The 18770-nt window shown below is 41.4% G+C and carries 18 protein-coding genes; 15 read left to right on the top strand and 3 right to left on the bottom strand.

The window, feature by feature from the left end:
- Nucleotides 1–40: 40 nt before the first annotated feature.
- Nucleotides 41–1174 (top strand): histidinol-phosphate transaminase, encoded by a 1134-nt coding sequence (locus tag HY58_RS04485; RefSeq protein ID WP_039128602.1) that lies wholly within the window; start codon nucleotides 41–43, stop codon nucleotides 1172–1174.
- Nucleotides 1175–1220: 46 nt separating this feature from the next.
- On the opposite strand, the gene HY58_RS04480 is transcribed toward HY58_RS04485, so the two are convergent.
- Both HY58_RS04480 and HY58_RS04475 read right to left on the bottom strand, forming a co-directional pair.
- Nucleotides 1221–1691 (bottom strand): hypothetical protein, encoded by a 471-nt coding sequence (locus tag HY58_RS04480; RefSeq protein ID WP_039128600.1) that lies wholly within the window; start codon nucleotides 1689–1691, stop codon nucleotides 1221–1223.
- 45 nt (nucleotides 1692–1736) lie between these two features.
- Nucleotides 1737–2840: a PD40 domain-containing protein gene (locus HY58_RS04475; protein ID WP_156123570.1), complete on the bottom strand. Its 1104-nt coding sequence runs from the start codon at nucleotides 2838–2840 to the stop codon at nucleotides 1737–1739.
- A 74-nt stretch (nucleotides 2841–2914) separates the two neighbouring features.
- Here HY58_RS04475 and HY58_RS04470 point away from each other — a divergent pair, with 74 nt between their 5' ends.
- Genes HY58_RS04470 through HY58_RS04450 form a run of 5 tightly spaced genes read left to right on the top strand, consistent with a single transcriptional unit; the run spans nucleotide 2915 to nucleotide 9447 of the window.
- A complete protein-coding gene (locus HY58_RS04470; protein ID WP_039128595.1) occupies nucleotides 2915–3934 on the top strand; it encodes a lipopolysaccharide assembly protein LapB in 1020 nt (339 codons plus the stop codon).
- A 14-nt stretch (nucleotides 3935–3948) separates the two neighbouring features.
- Nucleotides 3949–4599 carry a ribulose-phosphate 3-epimerase gene (rpe, locus tag HY58_RS04465; protein ID WP_039128592.1) on the top strand — a complete coding sequence of 217 codons (651 nt, stop codon included), beginning with the start codon at nucleotides 3949–3951 and terminating at the stop codon, nucleotides 4597–4599.
- Nucleotides 4600–4636: 37 nt separating this feature from the next.
- Nucleotides 4637–7117, top strand: coding sequence for a TonB-dependent receptor (locus HY58_RS04460; protein WP_253271503.1), 2481 nt, complete (start codon nucleotides 4637–4639; stop codon nucleotides 7115–7117).
- Between the two features lie 28 nt (nucleotides 7118–7145).
- Nucleotides 7146–7868, top strand: a complete 723-nt coding sequence (locus HY58_RS04455) for a pyridoxine 5'-phosphate synthase (protein WP_039128588.1) — start codon at nucleotides 7146–7148, stop codon at nucleotides 7866–7868.
- A gap of 55 nt (nucleotides 7869–7923) precedes the next feature.
- Entirely contained in the window at nucleotides 7924–9447 is a 1524-nt protein-coding gene (locus HY58_RS04450; RefSeq protein WP_052323834.1) for a DUF4394 domain-containing protein, read from the top strand.
- Between the two features lie 79 nt (nucleotides 9448–9526).
- Here the strand turns inward: HY58_RS04450 and HY58_RS04445 are convergent, their stop codons facing one another.
- On the bottom strand, nucleotides 9527–11137 hold the full coding sequence (locus HY58_RS04445) for an OmpA family protein (protein ID WP_156123569.1): 1611 nt from the start codon (nucleotides 11135–11137) through the stop codon (nucleotides 9527–9529).
- A 217-nt stretch (nucleotides 11138–11354) separates the two neighbouring features.
- Here HY58_RS04445 and HY58_RS04440 point away from each other — a divergent pair, with 217 nt between their 5' ends.
- The 9 genes from HY58_RS04440 to moaCB are packed head-to-tail and all read left to right on the top strand — an operon-like array spanning nucleotide 11355 to nucleotide 18770.
- Nucleotides 11355–12512: an XdhC family protein gene (locus tag HY58_RS04440; protein ID WP_039128586.1), complete on the top strand. Its 1158-nt coding sequence runs from the start codon at nucleotides 11355–11357 to the stop codon at nucleotides 12510–12512.
- A complete protein-coding gene (locus HY58_RS04435) occupies nucleotides 12509–13117 on the top strand; it encodes an NTP transferase domain-containing protein (protein WP_052323832.1) in 609 nt (202 codons plus the stop codon). Before HY58_RS04440 ends, HY58_RS04435 begins: the two co-directional genes overlap by 4 nt.
- A 2-nt stretch (nucleotides 13118–13119) precedes the next feature.
- Nucleotides 13120–14109 (top strand): GTP 3',8-cyclase MoaA, encoded by a 990-nt coding sequence (gene moaA / locus HY58_RS04430; RefSeq protein WP_039128583.1) that lies wholly within the window; start codon nucleotides 13120–13122, stop codon nucleotides 14107–14109.
- 29 nt (nucleotides 14110–14138) lie between these two features.
- A complete protein-coding gene (glp, locus tag HY58_RS04425; RefSeq protein WP_039128580.1) occupies nucleotides 14139–15320 on the top strand; it encodes a gephyrin-like molybdotransferase Glp in 1182 nt (393 codons plus the stop codon).
- A gap of 8 nt (nucleotides 15321–15328) precedes the next feature.
- Entirely contained in the window at nucleotides 15329–16066 is a 738-nt protein-coding gene (locus HY58_RS04420; protein ID WP_039128577.1) for a sulfite exporter TauE/SafE family protein, read from the top strand.
- A complete protein-coding gene (locus tag HY58_RS04415; protein ID WP_039128573.1) occupies nucleotides 16063–16302 on the top strand; it encodes a MoaD/ThiS family protein in 240 nt (79 codons plus the stop codon). The genes HY58_RS04420 and HY58_RS04415 overlap by 4 nt, the downstream gene beginning before the upstream one ends.
- Nucleotide 16303: 1 nt before the next feature.
- Nucleotides 16304–17404, top strand: a complete 1101-nt coding sequence (locus tag HY58_RS04410; RefSeq protein ID WP_039128571.1) for a HesA/MoeB/ThiF family protein — start codon at nucleotides 16304–16306, stop codon at nucleotides 17402–17404.
- 7 nt (nucleotides 17405–17411) lie between these two features.
- Nucleotides 17412–17855 carry a molybdenum cofactor biosynthesis protein MoaE gene (locus HY58_RS04405; RefSeq protein WP_039128568.1) on the top strand — a complete coding sequence of 148 codons (444 nt, stop codon included), beginning with the start codon at nucleotides 17412–17414 and terminating at the stop codon, nucleotides 17853–17855.
- A 3-nt stretch (nucleotides 17856–17858) separates the two neighbouring features.
- Complete coding sequence (gene moaCB / locus HY58_RS04400; RefSeq protein WP_039128565.1) at nucleotides 17859–18770, top strand: bifunctional molybdenum cofactor biosynthesis protein MoaC/MoaB; 912 nt, start codon at nucleotides 17859–17861, stop codon at nucleotides 18768–18770.

Here is an 18770-nt window from a genome sequence, read left to right as displayed (position 1 = left end):
ATGCTTTTTCGTATCTTAATGGAACCAAAATAACTGCAAAATGTCAAACCAGCTACATCGTCGCGACTGGCTTAAGCAAACTGCCCTTGCCACACTGGGAATGGGGTTTTCATTGAATTCACTGGGTGGAGAAGACTATCTTCCAAAATCATACGGATCTGAGTCTGGCTTGCTAAATCTCGGTTCCAATGAAAATCCTTACGGACTCTCACCCTTCGCAAAAAAAGCGATTGCGGATATGATAGGCACAGCACATCGTTACCAATATAATATTCCAGGTTTGCAGACATTTAAACAGGAACTGGCCGATTATTACGGCGTTACAGCAGATCATATCCTTGTAACTCCGGGGTCTGGAGAAGCATTAAGCCTTCTGGCCCGACATTTCAGTAAGGGAAATCTCGTAACTGCAAATCCTACATTCGGCATTCTTCCCAATACAGCAAAAAAAATAGGTGTTGAAGTAAAAGAAATTTCGCTTGATAGTGAAAAGGTCCATGATCTGAATGCTATGCTGAGGGCTATAGATGAAAGAACTGCGCAGGTGTACATCTGTAACCCGGCAAACCCTACCAGCACAATGCTGAAACCGGCAGTACTTAAATCTTTTTGTGAAGAAGCAAGTAAGCGTACCATGGTATCAATTGATGAGGCCTATATTGATTTTCTTGATGCTCCTGACAATGAATCAATGATTTCTTTGGTAAAAGCGGGCAACCCCAATATTATTATTATAAGGACTTTTTCGAAGATCCATGCGATGGCAGGTATGCGGATTGGTTTTGTTATTGCGGATCCAAAGACAATTAAAGACTTACAGTCAAACTATTTTGGCAGCAGCAATTTTAGTCTGAGTGCTTTGTCAATGGCTGCTGCTATGGCTAGTCTGAAAGACAGCTCTCATAGTAATTCCAGTAAGATGAAAAATGCAGAGGCCCGTGACTTTACATATAAGTCACTTCAGCAAATGGGTTATCGATGCATCCCTTCTTATACCAACTTCCTTTTCTTCAACCTTAAAGAATATAAAGGAGATTTCGCAAAGGATATGATGGCGAAGAATGTTGTACTTCGGTCAAGTGAACAACCCGATGGAAAATGGGCCAGAGTAAGTATCGGTACTATTGATGAAATGAAACAATTTATGAAGCTCATGAAAAGTTTAAACACCTAAAAAGTACCGATACCAAATATGTCAGGGCTGCTGCCCAATATATTTTTTACACACCAGGGAACCAGCCTCTTCCCAGATTTTCACGGAAAGGCCAGGGAACAGCAACCAGCAGTATAATCAGCGCAATTAGGAACATCATAAATGCTTTCCTGTGTTGAGCACCACCTGCATTGGAAGGCTTTCCCGCGGCTCTTCCAACTGTTATCAACACGATTGCTATGATCATCCCAACCATGTGTTCAACAGCAAAAAAACGTTCTGTGCTGTTCTTCATAACTTCACTAAACCCTTTGTCCTGGATGAGTTTTAAACCCCAGGGACCTGCGAACCATTGGTATAAACCCACCAATAAGGTGACATGAGCTGATATCATTAGGAAAAGGTCAACTTTCCGATCACCTGCAGTATAGCCGGATTTTGTATTCATCCCTTTATAATGCTTAACAATTGCAATGATCAATAAAATGAAGATGACCCATCTTAGGAGACTGTGAAGGTGTAATAGACCGTTGTACATAATATACTATTTGATGTTTGGTGTAATAATTAACAAACGAACCATTTATTCAGTCCAATCGGCAACAAATATATTGGTATCCCGGGTACCACCATTATTGCGATTGCTACAGAATACAATCTTTTTTCCATCATAACTGAACATAGCGAACGCATCGAAGCCCTTATCGCGGCTTATTTTTTTCATATTTGATCCATCTCCATCAACCATATACAGATTAAAGGGAAATCCTCTTTTATACTCATGATTTGATGCAAGCAATATCCTTTTACTATCGGGCATAAAAACCGGAGCCCAGTTGGCCTGACCCAGATTTGTAACCTGTTTTACATCGGATCCATCGATATTAGCAGTATAAACTTCCATTCTGGTTGGTGCAACAAGATGTTCGGCAAGTAGTTTTTTGTATTCCGATTCTTCCTCGCCCGGTGCAGGCCGGCTGGCTCTCCAGATTATTTTTTTCCCATCCGGGCTGAACCATGCACCCCCGTCATAACCAACGATATTGGTCAATCGCTTTTCCGTGCCAGTCTTCAGGTTCATGCAATACAACTCAAGATCGCCATCCTTATCACTTGTATACACCATGAGGCGCCCATCAGGCGAAATAGTTGCTTCTGCATCATACCCATCTGAGGTTGTCAATTGCTTAACGATGTTTCCGCTGGTGTCGGCCAGGAATATATCATAGTTTTTATAAAGCGGCCATATGTATCTGTTACCATATTTGGTTCTATCAGGAACCGGCGGACATTCATCTCCCCCAAGATGCGTGGAAGCATATACGATATGCTTACCATCAGGAAGAAAAAATGCGCAGGTTGTTCTGCCTTTTCCTGAACTAATTAGTTTCGGAACAAAAGGCTCGGCAGGGCTTTCAGGAATTTTGCCTATAAATATCTGGTCACAGGGTATGCCTCCCTTGAGGCTAGTTTTCTGATATACCAGGTATTTACCATCATAACTAAAATAGGCTTCTGCATTATCACCGCCGAAGGTAAGTTGTCTAAGGTTTCTGAAATGTGTTTCCTCCGGATAGTGCAGTGTATCTGAAAAATTAGTTTTCCTTATTTCAGCAGAACCAGGTGATCCCATGGCAAAAAATGCCCCGGTTATCACTATACCTATCCAATTATTCAAAACCATCATAATATGTTATAATTTTATCCGTGGCAAATGTATTAGTATAATAGCATTTTTTGTGAAAACCATAGCTTTGGCTGATGAAATCATTATTCGCCATTTTAGGATTGGCTATTACATTTTTATTTTATGCATGTGGTTCGGATGTAAATTCCAGTGATGATAATGGCCAAAATACCAATATCCTCTCCATGGATCCTTACAAGCCGTTATCAGACAGTATCAATGCCGATAATAAAAATACTGAGCTGTACATACGCAGGGCCTCCCTACTTACAAGGAATGCCGAGCACGATCTTGCCTATGCCGACCTGCAAAGAGCCTGGGAACTATCGCAGGTAGAGGAAATTGCTGAAATGAAAGTTAGTTCACTCTTTATGGCTGGCAGAAATGATAAGGCTTTGGAACTACTCAAAGAACTTACGGTAAGGTTTCCTGAAAACACCAATCTCAAAAGAAGATTGGGGGAAGCACTACTTCAGAATGGGCAATATGATAAAGCACTGGAAGCATATGATAAGATGCTGGCAGAAGATTCTCTCGATTTTGAAGCCTGGTTTGAAAAGGCAATGTTGTATCTGGAGAAAAAAGATACTCCTTCTGCGCTTCGCCACCTGGAAACATCATTCAGGATCCAGCCACTTCAAATGACGGCATTATCACTTGCTAATCTGTATGCTGAGGCACGGGATCCACGATCGTTGGATATGGCGGACCTGGTAATTGGAAGGGATTCTGTTGGGGAGATGCCAGATCCTTATTTTATCAAGGGAATCTATTTTGCGAATACTGGCAATACAGCAAAAGCTCTGGACCAGTTCAACCAGGTTATAAAGATCGATTGGAAATTCCAGGAAGCCTATATTGAAAAAGGAATAATCTATTTCGACCAGAAAAACCTTGACGAAGCTCTCAAGCAGTTTAAACTTGCTGCCACTGTGTCCAATACTTATGCTGATGCTTATTACTGGCAGGGGCGCTGTTATGAAAAGTTAGGCAAAAAGGAGGAAGCTCTGAGTAATTACGCTAAGGCATATTCGCTTGACCGAAATTTTACCGAGGCTGTTGAAGCAGCCGCAAGGGTTAAAGGAGAAAAATAATTTATCTTCCCACCATGATCATTGCTCCTTCTTTATTAGCCTCCGATTTCCTGAACCTCGGTTCTGTATGTAGCATGCTTAACGAAAGTGAGGCCGATTGGTTTCACCTGGATGTTATGGATGGCCGCTTTGTAAATAATATAAGCTTTGGACTTCCGGTGATTGAGCAGCTTCGTAAGGCCAGTAAAAAGTTATTTGACGTACATCTGATGATAGAAGAGCCGGAAAAGTATACCCATGCATTCAGGAATGCAGGCGCTGATATCCTTACAGTTCACCTTGAAGCCTGCAGGCATCTTCATCGTAATATCCAGGAAATAAAATCATTGGGAATGATGGCCGGCGTTGCAATTAATCCGCATACACCCGTACAATTACTCCAGGATATACTCCCCGATATTGATATGGTACTTATCATGAGTGTTAATCCGGGATTTGGGGGACAGAAATTCATTCCGCATACTTATGATAAAATAAGGATACTGCGCCAAAGGATTGAACAATTGGGCATAAATGTTAAGATTGAAGTTGATGGTGGAGTTGATATGACAAACGCACGTGCCCTAGTTGAAGCTGGAGCGGATGTTCTTGTAGCTGGAAGTGCAGTTTTTCATTCACCTGATCCCAAAGCTACAATAACTGCAATGAAACAAATTGACAGTTAGAATATAGAATTACAAACGCTTTTATAAAGCATCCTGATTGAAAACCCTAGCCATACTACTTAGCCTTCTTCTGGGAATATTTTGCGGAGCATACTCCCAGGATAAAACTGCAATTATTAATGGAATGATTGTTGACGAAAAAGAACAACGTCTTAGTGGTGTTAGCATTTCAATTCTCGGCAAACAAGGGGGACTTAGGAGCAATGACAGCGGGTATTTCAGGATCACCGTGCCTGCAGGAAAAGCTATAGCGCTGATTTTCACTTATACAGGGTACAAGCCTCAACAGAAAAATTTCCTTCTCAATAATGCCGAAACAGAAACAATTACTATCCGATTGGAAAAAGGAGCACAGGAACTAAAAGAGGTAACGGTCACAGATGAACGAAACCGGCGTGAAGCCGGTCTGGTGAATATAAACCCAAAACTTGCTTTAAATATTCCGGGGCCAGGCGGAAGTATAGAAAATCTTATTAAGGTATTTGTTGGAACGAATAATGAACTAACCTCAAATTATAATGTAAGAGGTGGAAGTTATGATGAGAACCTGATCTATGTGAATGATTTTGAAATTTATCGTCCATATCTGGTCAGAAGCGGGCAACAGGAAGGATTAAGTTTTATTAATCCCGAAATGACGAGGAGTGTAAATTTTTACAACGGGGGTTTTCAAAGCAGGTATGGTGATAAACTCTCCTCAGTACTTGACATCCAGTATAAGAAACCTAAATCATTTGGAGGATCTGCGTATATAAGCATGTTGGAACAGGGTCTCCAACTTGAAGGAACAGGTGCAAAAAATAAGTTTTCCTGGCTAATCGGGGCACGTAACCGAAGTAATCGTAATCTGCTGAGCAGCCAGGAAACAAAAGGGAATTATGTTCCATCAGCTGCTGATCTTCAGGGATTATTTACCTGGGAATTCAATTCAAAATGGACAGCAGAGTTTATTGGAAATATTTCAGGCACAAAATTTACGTTAGAGCCCGAATTCAGCCAGCCTTCCGCTGCCGTATTCTCACCATTTTTTTCTGCCAACCTGGGGTTGGACATATATTTTGAAGGTCGTGAGGAAGACAGTTATAGTACCAATATGGCTGGATTATCAGTTATTAACCAGCCACGGAAACACCTCAGGCTGAAATGGATGGCATCGAGGTTCAGTAATAAGGAAAAAGAATCCATTGACATTAGCGGTGCCTATCTGTTTGGGGAAAGGTCGTTTGACCGTAGCAAGCCGGAATTCGGTCTTATTATAAATCCACTCGGTGCCGGCGTATTTCAGAATTATGCCAGAAACAGCCTGGACGTTGAAGTGTGGAACTTAAGTCATAAAGGCTTCTATGACAGAGGTGATCATTATTTACAATGGGGAGTTGGAGTTGACCGCCAGCATGTCACAGATCAACTAAGGGAGTTTGAATACCAGGATTCTGCCGGCTATTCACTCCCCTACCAACCCGGAGAATTATCTCTTTTTAACAGACTCCGGTCATCCGCGGATTTTTCGGTTAATCGTTTTAGTGGGTATTTCCAGGACAATATAAGTGTTGGCGATTCATCTGGTATCAGCATACAAGCTGGTGTGCGATTAAATTATAATGACCTTAATGAAGAACTATTACTATCACCGCGAGCGGGTATTTCCTGGAAGCCAATCAGCTGGAAAAGGGATATTATTTTTCGGGGAAGTGCAGGAATTTATCATCAACCTCCTTTTTACCGGGAGATGCGCCGTTATGATGGAAGTATTAATTATTCACTCAAAGCACAAAAAAGTTGGCAGCTGAGTGGTGGCCTTGATTATAATTTCAAGGCATTTGACAGGATGCTTCGCCTAACAACAGAAGCTTATTATAAGAGTATGTGGGATGTTGTTCCATATGACATAGATAATGTGAGGATGAGATACTTTGGCGAGAACAAGGCAAAGGCATATGCGGCGGGACTGGAAGCACGTTTATTTGGCGAGGTTGTTAGGGATGCAGAAAGTTATATAAATGTGGGTTTTATGCGCACACGAGAAGATATTGAAGGTGACCAGTTTTACAATTATACAATTGATTCACTTAACCGGCCTATTGACAGCAGTCTAACAGAGAATGGTTGGTTGCGAAGGCCAACTGACCGATTGGTTACAGTAGGTATATTTTTCCAGGATTATCTATCTACTAATAAGAATTTTAAGGTTTATGTAAACACCATTTATGGAGCAAACCTGCCTTATAACATCCCCAACAGTGTCAAATACAGAAATGCACTTGTGATCGATCCTTACCTCCGCATTGATATTGGTTTCAGTGCCCTTCTGCTTAATAGTGATGCTGCTAAACGACGGAGACACAGTCCATTTCGCAAATTTGAAAACCTTTGGGCCAGCCTTGAGGTCTTTAATATTATTGACCGCGCAAATACTATTTCCTATTTATTGATAAAGGACTTTTCTAACACAACCTATACCATACCAAACCGACTCACTCCAAGACTGGTGAATCTGAAACTGGTGGCGAGGTGGTGAACAAACCTGCAGTGACTATATTTGCATTATGACCAAACTTTCTGTTAATATCAACAAGTTTGCTACCATAAGGAACAGCAGAGGTGGCAACAATCCCGACGTTGTAAAAGCAGCCATTGATGCGCAGGCTTTTGGTGCAGATGGGGTTACTGTTCACCCCCGCCCCGATGAACGTCATATTCGCTATTCTGATGTTAGAGCCATCAGGAACATTATTACTACAGAATTCAATATTGAAGGCAATTGCCTTGAACAAAAGTTTGTGGATCTTGTACTTGAAGTTTTACCAGACCAGGTTACGCTTGTTCCGGATGCAGAAGGTCAGCTCACATCAGATCATGGGTGGGATACAATCCGACAACGGGATTATCTGATAGATATTATCCGTACGTTTAAGAAAGCGGGTATCCGAACATCTATTTTTGTGGATCCTCTCAGGGAAATGGTGGAAGGTGCGGCTGAAACCGGAACAGATAGGATCGAATTGTATACAGAATCTTATGCCAGGGAGTATTCCCAAAACCGCACACAAGCAATCTTGCCATATATCGATGCTGCGAAGTTGGCAAATCAACTAGGGTTAGGCATCAATGCGGGTCATGACCTCGATCTGCAAAACCTCCGGTATTTTGCAGAAAATCTCCCTTTTCTGGATGAAGTATCGATTGGACATGCCCTTATATGTGATGCTCTCTATCTTGGTTATGAAAATGCCATCCAATTATACAAACGCCAGCTAAATCATTCCTGAGTTAAAACTGAACATTAAAAAACTCCGTATATGGCATAACCAACAAACGGAGTATATGAAAAATATAACTACAACATTACTGAAAGGCAGCCTGGCTGCCATGCTTTCGCTGGGAATAATTGCCTGTAATAAGAATGACAATCCTGGAATGATGCCGGAGGGGCCGGATATATTATTCTATGCTTTGGATAACGGAATGAACTTGTTGAAATACAATGCACAATCACCCAAAATGCCGGAATCCAATATGACAATCAACGGCATGCAAACCGGTGAAAAGCTTATTGCTATCGACTTTCGCCCAGCTACCGGACAGCTATATGGATTAGGCACAACAAATCGTTTGTATGTTATCAACACCATTTCTGGCGTGGCTGTACAGATTGGTCCGGTATTAACACCATCCCTGTCATCAGGCATTGCAGGATTCGATTTCAATCCAACCGTAGACAGGATCAGGGTTGTAACGAGCAATGGTCAGAACCTTCGCCTGCATCCCGAAACTGGTGCTGTTGTAGCTACTGATGGAAATATTAATGGAGTAACCAATGCCATGATTACGGGAGTAGCATATGATAACAATTTTGCCGGAACCACCACTACCACATTATTTGATATTGACGTCCAAACCGACATGTTATACAAACAGGATCCGCCTAACAATGGCACAATCGTTGCCATTGGAGATCTTGGAATTGATTTCAATGGAGAGATTGGTTTTGACATCGCTCCTGGAAATGAAATTGCTCTAGCCACTAACGACGTAAAAGGTAAAACAGCTCTTTACCGGATTGACCTGGCAACAGGTAAGGCAAAAAGCCTTGGCAATATAGGTGGCGGATCTAATATAACCGCAATTGCGATTCCTACTGAACCTGTGGCTTATGCAATAAGTGGTGGAACAAATCTTCTGATATTCAACCCTGATAAACCTGCACCTATAATAAAATCAATTACAGGTTTGCAAACGGGAGAAATGATTGTAGGGATAGATTTTCGTCCACTCAACGGACAGCTATATGCGCTTGGAAGCAGCAGCAAACTATATACGATCAATTCCGCGAATGGAAGTTCATCTTCTGTGGGGGCATTACCCCTATCAACTATTCTAAATGGCAATAATTTTGGATTCGATTTCAATCCTACTGTTGACAGAATACGAGTAGTGAGTGATGCCGGCCAGAACCTACGGTTAAATCCTGACAATGGCATGGTTGCGGCAATTGATGGATCCCTTAACCCCGGTATGCCAGTAGTGAGTGCTGCTGCTTACACGAATAATTTTGTAGGTGCAACAATTACCACATTATTTGATATTGACCATGCTACTGACAAGTTATACCGCCAGGATCCGCCAAATGCAGGAACATTAGTAGAGGTTGGCTCACTTGGGTTGAATATAGAAGGAACCAACGGTTTCGACATTGGGGGGAAAAGTGGCATGGGCTGGGCCATTTTAAATTCGGGGGGAATAACAAAATTATATCGAATAGACCTGAATACAGGTAGTGCAAGTGCTCAGGGAAATTATGTGTTTAGCAGTAGTATAACCGGCTTCACAGTTGGATTAGGAAACTGATCACTTATAAAAGAAGAGGGCCTGCAATAGGACCTCTTCTTTATCTCTGTTTAATATGTATATTCAATTGCTGAGGAAATCAGTTTTTCATGATCTTAAACTCAACCCTTCGGTTCAATTGACGGTTTTCGTCGGAGTCATTCGGTACAACAGGTTTAGTTTCACCATAACCCTGTGTTATAATCCGCGATGCATTTATACCTTTTGAAATGATATATTCAACCACAGAGCGGGCACGGTTATCACTAAGCTTCATATTGTATTCATCAGAACCATAACTATCCGTATGTGCACTCATCTCTATTTCAATAGAGCGATTTTCTTCCAGCAGTTTTACGACCCTGTCCAATTCAAGATAAGATTCAGGCCTCAGTGACCACTTGTCGAAATCAAAAAATACATTGTTCAACCGAACTACCTGCCCAATTTCAATAGGTACAAGGAACAGATCTTTATGGATCTCTTTATAGCCTTCTTTTACTAGAGAGTCCAGATTTAAATTCTCCGATATCGCGAAAAACTTGTCGGCAGTAGCCCGAATGCTGTAATTTTTATTAAAGGGAAGAACGATCTTGAAAGATCCATCGATTGCATTGGACGTGCCATTACCTGCAATTACTCCATCGGGCAATGTTTCATATAAAAGTGATGCGCTTAAGGGTTCATTTGTTTTTTTATTATATACATTTCCACTAACAAGTATAACAGGGTCCGGCTTTTCTTTTTCCATAAGTTTTACCCGAACGATATCACTTTCTCCATAAGTATTCAACTTGGTGGAAAGGTAGGCGTACTCCCCCCCGGCATCAAGCGTAAAAAAGGCATCCCAATTTTCGGTATTGATAGGGCTTCCAAGGTTTACGGGGTCACTCCATTTCTGCCAGCTATCATCAAGCCGACGAGTCATCCAGATATCATTATCACCCAGCCCTCCCGATCGGTTACTACTGAAATAAAGCGTCTTACCATCTGCAGCCAAATAGGGAGTCATTTCATCCGTTTCAGGGGAGTTGATCTTTTTACCAAGGCTTTTTGGCTCTGTCCAACTACCATTTGACGTAAGAAAACAAACAAATATGTCGTTCAGGGACCCCCCTTTTTCCGGGGTCATATAAAGCAAAAGGGTTCGTCCGTCATGGGCCATGCAGGCACCTGACTGTTTGCCCTGGTCATATTTGAAATAATTACGAATACGAAGTGCATCGGGTTCACTCCAGCGACCGTCTTCCCTGAGGTGACAAATACTTACACCTTTTCCATCATAAGCGCCGTTTACAAAAGCACCCCTGATGAGTATCCTGTTATTATCAGGTGATATAGAATAAACCGTATTATAATGCACGGTATTGAGGGGATAAGATAAATGCCTTGCCTCACTCCATTGACCGTTCTCTTCTTTATAGGAAAACCAAATATCCTGTGAGTTCGGAATTGACCGGTACTTCGAATTTGCAGGATGATTTTCACATATAAAAAACAGGAGATTCCCATCCGGTGAAATGGTTGGGCGTAGTTCAGGAAGTTCAGAATTGATATTAAGGCCCAGATTTTCGATCTTGATGACCGTAGATTCCGTAATTATATTCTCCTTCTGCTGTTTAAGCTTATTATCAGTAGTATCCAACTTTGGCTGGGCCCTAAGCCCGCTTATGACCAACAATAAAGTTAAACTGAGTGCAAATTTTTTCAAAAGACAGGATTTTATTCCCCATTAACGAATAAATAAGCTGGAAAATATGTGCGCATGCAGAAAAAAACGATCTAATACCCATTATCTGGCGTTATTCCGCCAAAACCCTTTTAAATGGGGCCTCATTGCTTTCAAATTGTCGTAAATTATAGCCCTTTTGCGGGTGTTTCATGTAGAAAAGCCCCGCAGGACTATTTTTGTTTTGAAACGAAAAGAAATGAAAGAAATACAATCCATTATAAAGGCATTTGATACGGCACAATTTGATGGAAGGAATAGCGCGCTGGTTACTGTGGTTCACCTGGAAGGATCATCTTACCGAAGGCCGGGGGCAAGGATGTTGGTATCAGATGATGGCGCGATGACCGGAGCAATCAGCGGTGGATGCCTGGAAGGCGATGCCTTAAGAAAAGCATTACTTGTATTGAACCAACAACAAAGGAGGCTGGTAACCTATGATACCAATGATGAAGAAGATGCAAGTATTGGGGTGCAGCTTGGTTGCGCCGGAGTAATTCAGGTGCTGATGGAGCCAATCAATAATGATGATCCAAATAATTCAATTGAGCTTTTACGGAAGGCTGTCGCAAAACGACAGGTCAGTGTTCTGGTTACGGTATTTTCACTCCGGAACAGGAAAGGATATCAACATGGTACCTGCCTGTTGGTTGAAGAGGATGGTACCATAAGTGGTAACCTGAAGGATGATACTTTACGGGAGATGTTGCTGGAAGATGTAGAACTTTCTTTCCGTGAGCAACGATCATCTTTTAAAAATTATACATCGGATCAAAACGAAATAACTGCATTTATTGAGTATATAAATCCTGCAGTGTCGCTAATATTAATTGGGGCAGGAAATGATGTTATACCTCTGGTATCTATGGCGGAAATTATGGGATGGGAAACTACTGTTATTGATGGCCGGCCATCGCACGCAAAAAAGGAGAGGTTTTCAAGCACCTGCCAGGTGATCATTTCAAAACCCGAAAATGTGCTGGAGCAAATTTCAATCGATCAGCAAACAGTATTTGTGTTAATGACCCATAATTACAATTATGATTTTGCCATGCTAAAAGCATTGGTAAAAACTAACGCGAAATATATTGGCATGCTTGGTCCCAGAAAAAAATTTGACCGCATGCTGGATGACATGAAATCTGAAGGGATTAAATTATCGGATGAGGAATTATCGATGATATATTCACCCGTTGGATTAGAGTTGGGTGCTGAAACCCCAGAAGAGATCGCATTGTCAATCATGTCAGAAATAAAAGCCGTTCTGGCAGGAAAAATGGGGGGGTCGTTAAGGCGTAACACGAACCCAATCCATAGCACGGGTAAACTTGTGATAAGCGATAAAAACATCTCTTGAAAAATAGAATCAAAAAACATGTTAAATGCGGTATTGTTATTCTTGCTGCCGGGGCTTCACGCCGATTGGGTGAACCCAAACAATTGCTATCTTACAGGGGGAAAACCCTGATTTCAACTGCGGTAGAAACAGCAATGGCAACGGGATTAGAGCCCCTTATAGTGGTTTTGGGGGCACAGATAGATTCTTTAATATCTGAATTGGAACCATATGATCTTAAAATTGTTGTGAATAAGCATTGGCGGGAGGGCATGTCATCATCACTTAGAATTGGCTTAGAGGCCGCAATGAAGGAGGGTGAAATAGAGGCAATAATCTTCATGGTTTGTGACCAGCCATTTGTAACTCCTGAATTGTTGCTGGAATTGTTAGAAAGAACAAGTGATGAATCAAAACTGTGTGTTGCCAGCAAATATGGAGAAGTAAGGGGAACTCCTGCCCTCTTTCGCAAGCAGTTGTTTCCTGCATTGTTTACTTTAAAAGGCGATGCGGGTGCCAGGAAACTGATGGAACAATATGAAACGCAGGTTGAGCTTGTGGATTTTCCATTGGGAATAATCGATATTGATACAAAAAACGACTCTGAAACATTCCTGAAGGAATAAAAATGGAAAAAAAACTTACAGATACATTTGGCAGGGTTCATAATTATCTCCGGATCTCGCTCACTGATAATTGCAATTTCAGGTGTTTTTACTGTATGCCTGAAGAAGAGTATGATTTTGCTCCCGCCAGCAGACTGATGCAGGCATCAGAGATTAATACTATTTCCAAATTGTTTGTGGCACAGGGTGTTGAGAAAATCAGGCTAACCGGAGGTGAACCTCTGGTTAGAAAAGATGCTGCGGAAATAATCCTATCACTCTCTGAACTTCCTGTTAAGCTTACCATGACAACTAATGGCAGCAGGATACATGAATACCTTAGTGTATTAAAAGAAGCTGGAATTCGTTCACTGAATATCTCACTTGACACCCTGAACCGCGAAAAGTTTTTATTGGTGACACGCCGCGACCAGTTTCAACGTGTCTATGACAATATACACCTTCTTCTCAATGAAGGTTTTCATGTTAAAGTGAATATGGTAGTAATGAAAGGGATGAATGATATGGAGATTAACGATTTTGTAGAATGGACAAAACACGAACCTGTACATGTCAGGTTTATTGAGTTCATGCCATTCAGCGGAAATCGTTGGACCAGCAACAAGGTAGTTACCCTGGATCATATACTTCAGGAAGTTGGAAACAAATATCCAATAGAGCGATTGCAGGGAGAACCAAATGAAACAGCCAAAAAATTTGTAGTACCTGGCCACGCCGGCACATTTGCTGTGATAAGTACAATGAGTGCTAATTTCTGTGGAAGTTGCAATCGTATACGGTTAACAGCAGATGGCAAACTAAAAAATTGCCTATTCTCCCAACATGAAACCGATCTGCTTACTGCTCTCAGAAGTAGACAGGATATTCTTCCGCTGATCATGGACAACATTAAAGCAAAGGCTAAGGAATATGGCGGGCAATTCCATCAGGATTTTGAAAATATTCACCCGGAAGATATCCATAACCGTAGCATGATCACCATTGGTGGATAGAAACCAGATTGAAATGAAAAGAATTTATTATGATCACAGCAGCTAAGGCAACGCAGCTCATAAGGGAGAATACTTTAAGGCTCGATCCTGTTACCGTTTCGCTAAGTGAAGCTTCTGAAAAGATTGTTGCAGAAGATATTTTTGCGCCAATTGATATACCTGCTTATCCTCAATCATCCATGGATGGTTATGCATTTTCATATCAGGGTTGGATGGATTCAGAAGACCTTGGACTATTTGGAGAGGTAGCGGCCGGGAGGGGCGATAGTTTTGAATTACCATCCGGTAAAGCTGTACGCATTTTTACCGGAGCTCCTGTTCCTGCCGGTGCAGATACAGTTGTAATGCAGGAAAAATGTAGTATATCTGAAGATGAACTTATCATTGATGACCCCTTTCTTAAAATTGGTGACAATGTAAGGCCGAGGGGGTCAGAAATAACAAAGGGCTCCATTGCTTTAGAAAAAGGCAGCAGACTCAGCCCCGCGGCAATAGGCTTTCTTGCGGGTATCGGCCTAACTGAATTAACAGTTTATCCTAATCCCGTAGTAAGCATTATTGTAACTGGAAATGAGTTACAGGTTCCTGGGGAGCCACTTTTATATGGTCAGGTGTATGAGTCAAACTCCTATTCACTTAAAGCTGCTCTTTCAAAATCAGGAGTGAGTGTTTCAGAAATTTACCGGGTGGAAGATCAACTTGAATCACTTCGCAGCACACTTATGCAAGCACTACTTAAAAGTGATATTGTATTAATTACAGGAGGTATAAGTGTAGGAGATTATGACTTCACTCTCAAAGCTTCTTTACTGTGTGGAGTGGAACAGGTTTTCCATAAAATAAAACAAAAGCCGGGCAAACCTATTTTCTTTGGAAAGAAAGGAACTAAGCTTGTATTCGGACTGCCTGGTAATCCCTCTTCAGTTTTGACCTGCTTTTATGAATACGTACTCGAAGCCATCAGCATTCAACAGAACCGAAATGTTACACTTGAAACACAGAAATTACCTTTATTAAATCCACTGAGTAAACCTGCGGGAATTGTACATTATTTAAAAGGTTTGCACGATGGTAAAACTGTCCGTTCACTCGATGCCCAGGAATCTTACAAACTTAACTCCTTCGCAAAAGCAAACTGCCTGATTGTTCTCCATGAAGATATTATGATTTGTCAACCGAATGATTTGGTGGAGGTCCACCTACTCCCCTAAATAGCATCATGGAAATAACAGTAATATTTTACCTCCTTCTATTCATCGTTGCATTTTTATATGCTTCCGTGGGCCATGGAGGTGCAAGTGGATACCTTGCACTCATGGCCATTTATGGTTTTGCACCTGACCTCATGAAACCCACCGCCCTGTTATTAAACATTTTTGTATCACTAACGGCCTTCATTCAGTTTTACAGAGGCAGGCATTTTAATTGGAAAATTTTCCTTCCATTAGCACTTGCGTCCATTCCCTTCGCCTTTCTTGGTGGTATGATGAGTATAGATGCAACTTTATACAAAAAAATACTCGGCTTGTTGCTGTTAATTCCAGTAGCGAGGTTTTTCTTTCTTACCAATACAAGCGAAGAAGAAAAGCAAATTCCGAATATTGTATGGTCATTGTTATTGGGAGCTATGATCGGTTTTTTATCAGGTTTGATTGGTATCGGAGGAGGAATTATTTTATCGCCCATACTCCTTTTACTTCGATGGACCGACCAGAAACAAACTGCGGCGATAAGTGCCTTATTCATTTTCGTAAATTCGTTGTCGGGATTATCGGGACAACTTACCAAGGGTATAAACTTCAGCAGTGATATGCTGTTAATGGTGATAATCGCATTTGTGGGAGGTCTTTTAGGGGCCTGGTTCGGTTCACTGAAGTTCAGGCAGGAGATACTTAAATTTACGCTGGCTTCCGTACTAACCCTTGCAGCATTCAAATTATTATTTACAACAGCATGAACAGTGAGATAAATATTATGGTTTTTGGGCAACTTGCCGAATTAACAGGTAGTACATCGGTAAGAGTAAATTTACCAGAAGACACGGAGAGTTTGAAGAAGCTACTGCTTCAGCAATTCCCTGTACTTGTTAATTATAATTTCATAATAGCGGTTGACAAAAGAACTATAACAGAAAACAGCAATCTATATGAGGGCGCCACGATAGCCATCTTACCTCCATTTTCAGGTGGATAATATGCAAAATAAAGAAAACATATTTGCCCGATATCATCGCCAGATGATATTAAACGGCTTTGGTAAAGAAGGTCAGGAAAAACTCAAATTGGGAAGGGTACTGGTTGTTGGTGCAGGTGGCCTTGGATGTCCGGCCCTTTTATATCTTGTAGCTGCTGGCGTTGGTTCAATTGGAATAGTTGACCATGATATGGTAAGTTTGAGCAACCTTCACAGGCAGGTGCTCTATAGCGAGAATGATATCGGGCATCCTAAAGTGAGTATCGCTGCAAAGAAACTTCAGATGATGAATGAGATGGTCAGCATTATTCCATATGAAACAAAACTTACTGTAAGCAATTGTCTTGAGTTCTTTTCGAATTATGATATAATCCTTGATGGTAGTGATAATTTTCCAACACGATATTTGATCAATGATGCCTGTGTATTAACAGGCAAGCCCCTGGTTTATGGAGCGGTATCGCAGTATGATGGTCAGGTTGCAGTTTTTAATGTTAATGGCGGAGTAAATTACCGTGACCTCTTCCCCACCCCGCCGAAAGACGGGGAAGTTCTTAACTGTGCAGAATCCGGCGTACTAGGTGTATTACCTGGAATTATAGGTAGTATGCAGGCAAATGAAACGATAAAACTAATTACGGGAATAGGAGAATCTTTGGTAAACCGACTATATACATTTAATGCACTTACAATGCAGAGTTACGATATTCAAATAAGTGCTAATCCTTTATCAGCTTTGTTGATACCTCCTGACGTTGAATCATTCAACCAAAAGGATTATGAATGGGAATGTGGCATCGCTACTACTGATCTTGAAATTGATCAAAAGCAATTTGATAAACTGCTAAGTGAAAATATTACAGTGATTGATGTGCGAAATCTCGATGAAACACCTTTTATCACTTCCTTCGATCATCATAAAATACCACTTCCTGTTTTGCAGGAATCGTTTGATGAGATTTCAGGCGAAACAATAGTTTTCATTTGTCAATCAGGAAAACGAAGCCTGCATGCTGCACAAATGTTTCGCGAATGGTCCGGATCAGAAAAAAATATCTTTAGTTTAAAAGGAGGGATTCTCAATTACGAACCACTTATATAATCATTATATGGAAGCGAGAAAACCGAAACAGCTATTCATTCAGGGTGCAATCAGCAGTTCATTCATTGGTGATAGTATTCAAAAACATAGCTCCCGTCATAATATTGGTGGACATAGTATTTTTCTGGGCCAGGTCAGGGCCGACGAGGTTGACGGAAAAGCTGTCAGAGCGATTGAATACACCAGTTATGAGGATATGGCACTTGAAAAAATGCATGAAATCAGGGAAGCAATCTTTTCAAAGTATGATTTAACCTGCCTTCATGTTTACCATAGCCTCGGTGCAGTTGAAGTGGGTGAGATTTGCCTGTTTGTATTCACTTCTTCTGCGCACCGGAAGGCGGCTACGGAAGCCTGTTCTGAATTAGTTGAAAGAATCAAGGCAGAATTGCCAGTGTGGGGGAAGGAATTATTTGATAACGAAACCCATCAATGGAAAATAAACAAATAAAGAATGGTTAACATTACCCATAAATCACCTACTCTTCGTCAGGCTATCGCATCAGCGATATTGAAAGTTTCAAGCCAGGCAACCATTGATGCAATTGAACAGCGAAAAGTTCCAAAGGGAGATGTCTTTGAATTTTCGAGAGCTGCTGGACTGTTGGCTATAAAAAAAACCAGTGATGTTATTCCTGATTGCCATCCCTTGCCTATAGAATATGCTGCTATTACGCACAGTATTGATGGACTAAACATTATTATCAGGGTTGAGGCTCATACAATCTATAAAACAGGTGTTGAGGTTGAGGCAATGCATGGCGCATCTGTTGTTGCTCTAACTATGTATGATATGCTGAAACCGCTGGACAAGGGAATAGAAATATCTACCATACGTCTGGAAGAAAAAAAAGGAGGCAAAACAGACATGAAGTACGCCATATCAGATCAAGTAAAAACGGCTGTTATCATTTGCTCTGATAGTGTTTCCGCAGGTATCAATGATGATCTTACTGGTGAGCGGATGGCTCAAAAGTTATTGACATATAATATTGCATTGGCAAAACGCGAAGTCATCACTGATGACGTCAGTATAATACAAGCAAAAGCGAGGGAACTGGCGGAGGCAGGTTATCAACTGGTACTTTTTGCCGGCGGTACAGGCCTGGGGCCGCGAGATCAGACTCCGGAAGCCATTGCCCCCTTACTTGACAGAGAAGTGCCCGGCCTTATGGAAACTGCCCGCAATTACGGACAGCAGCGCATGCCTTATGCAATGTTGTCACGCGGCATTGCTGGTTTTATTGGTGATATGCTTGTATTAACTCTGCCCGGCTCCCCACGAGGTGCTGAAGAAACAATGGATTCCTTATTTCCTCATATCCTACATATATTCAAAGCTGCTGAAGGCATAAGGCATTCCTGA

Origin of the sequence: Flavihumibacter sp. ZG627 (genome assembly GCF_000814325.1) — a bacterium.
Taxonomy (GTDB): Bacteria; Bacteroidota; Bacteroidia; order Chitinophagales; family Chitinophagaceae; genus Flavihumibacter.
This window is presented reverse-complemented; position numbering and strand designations above follow the sequence as displayed.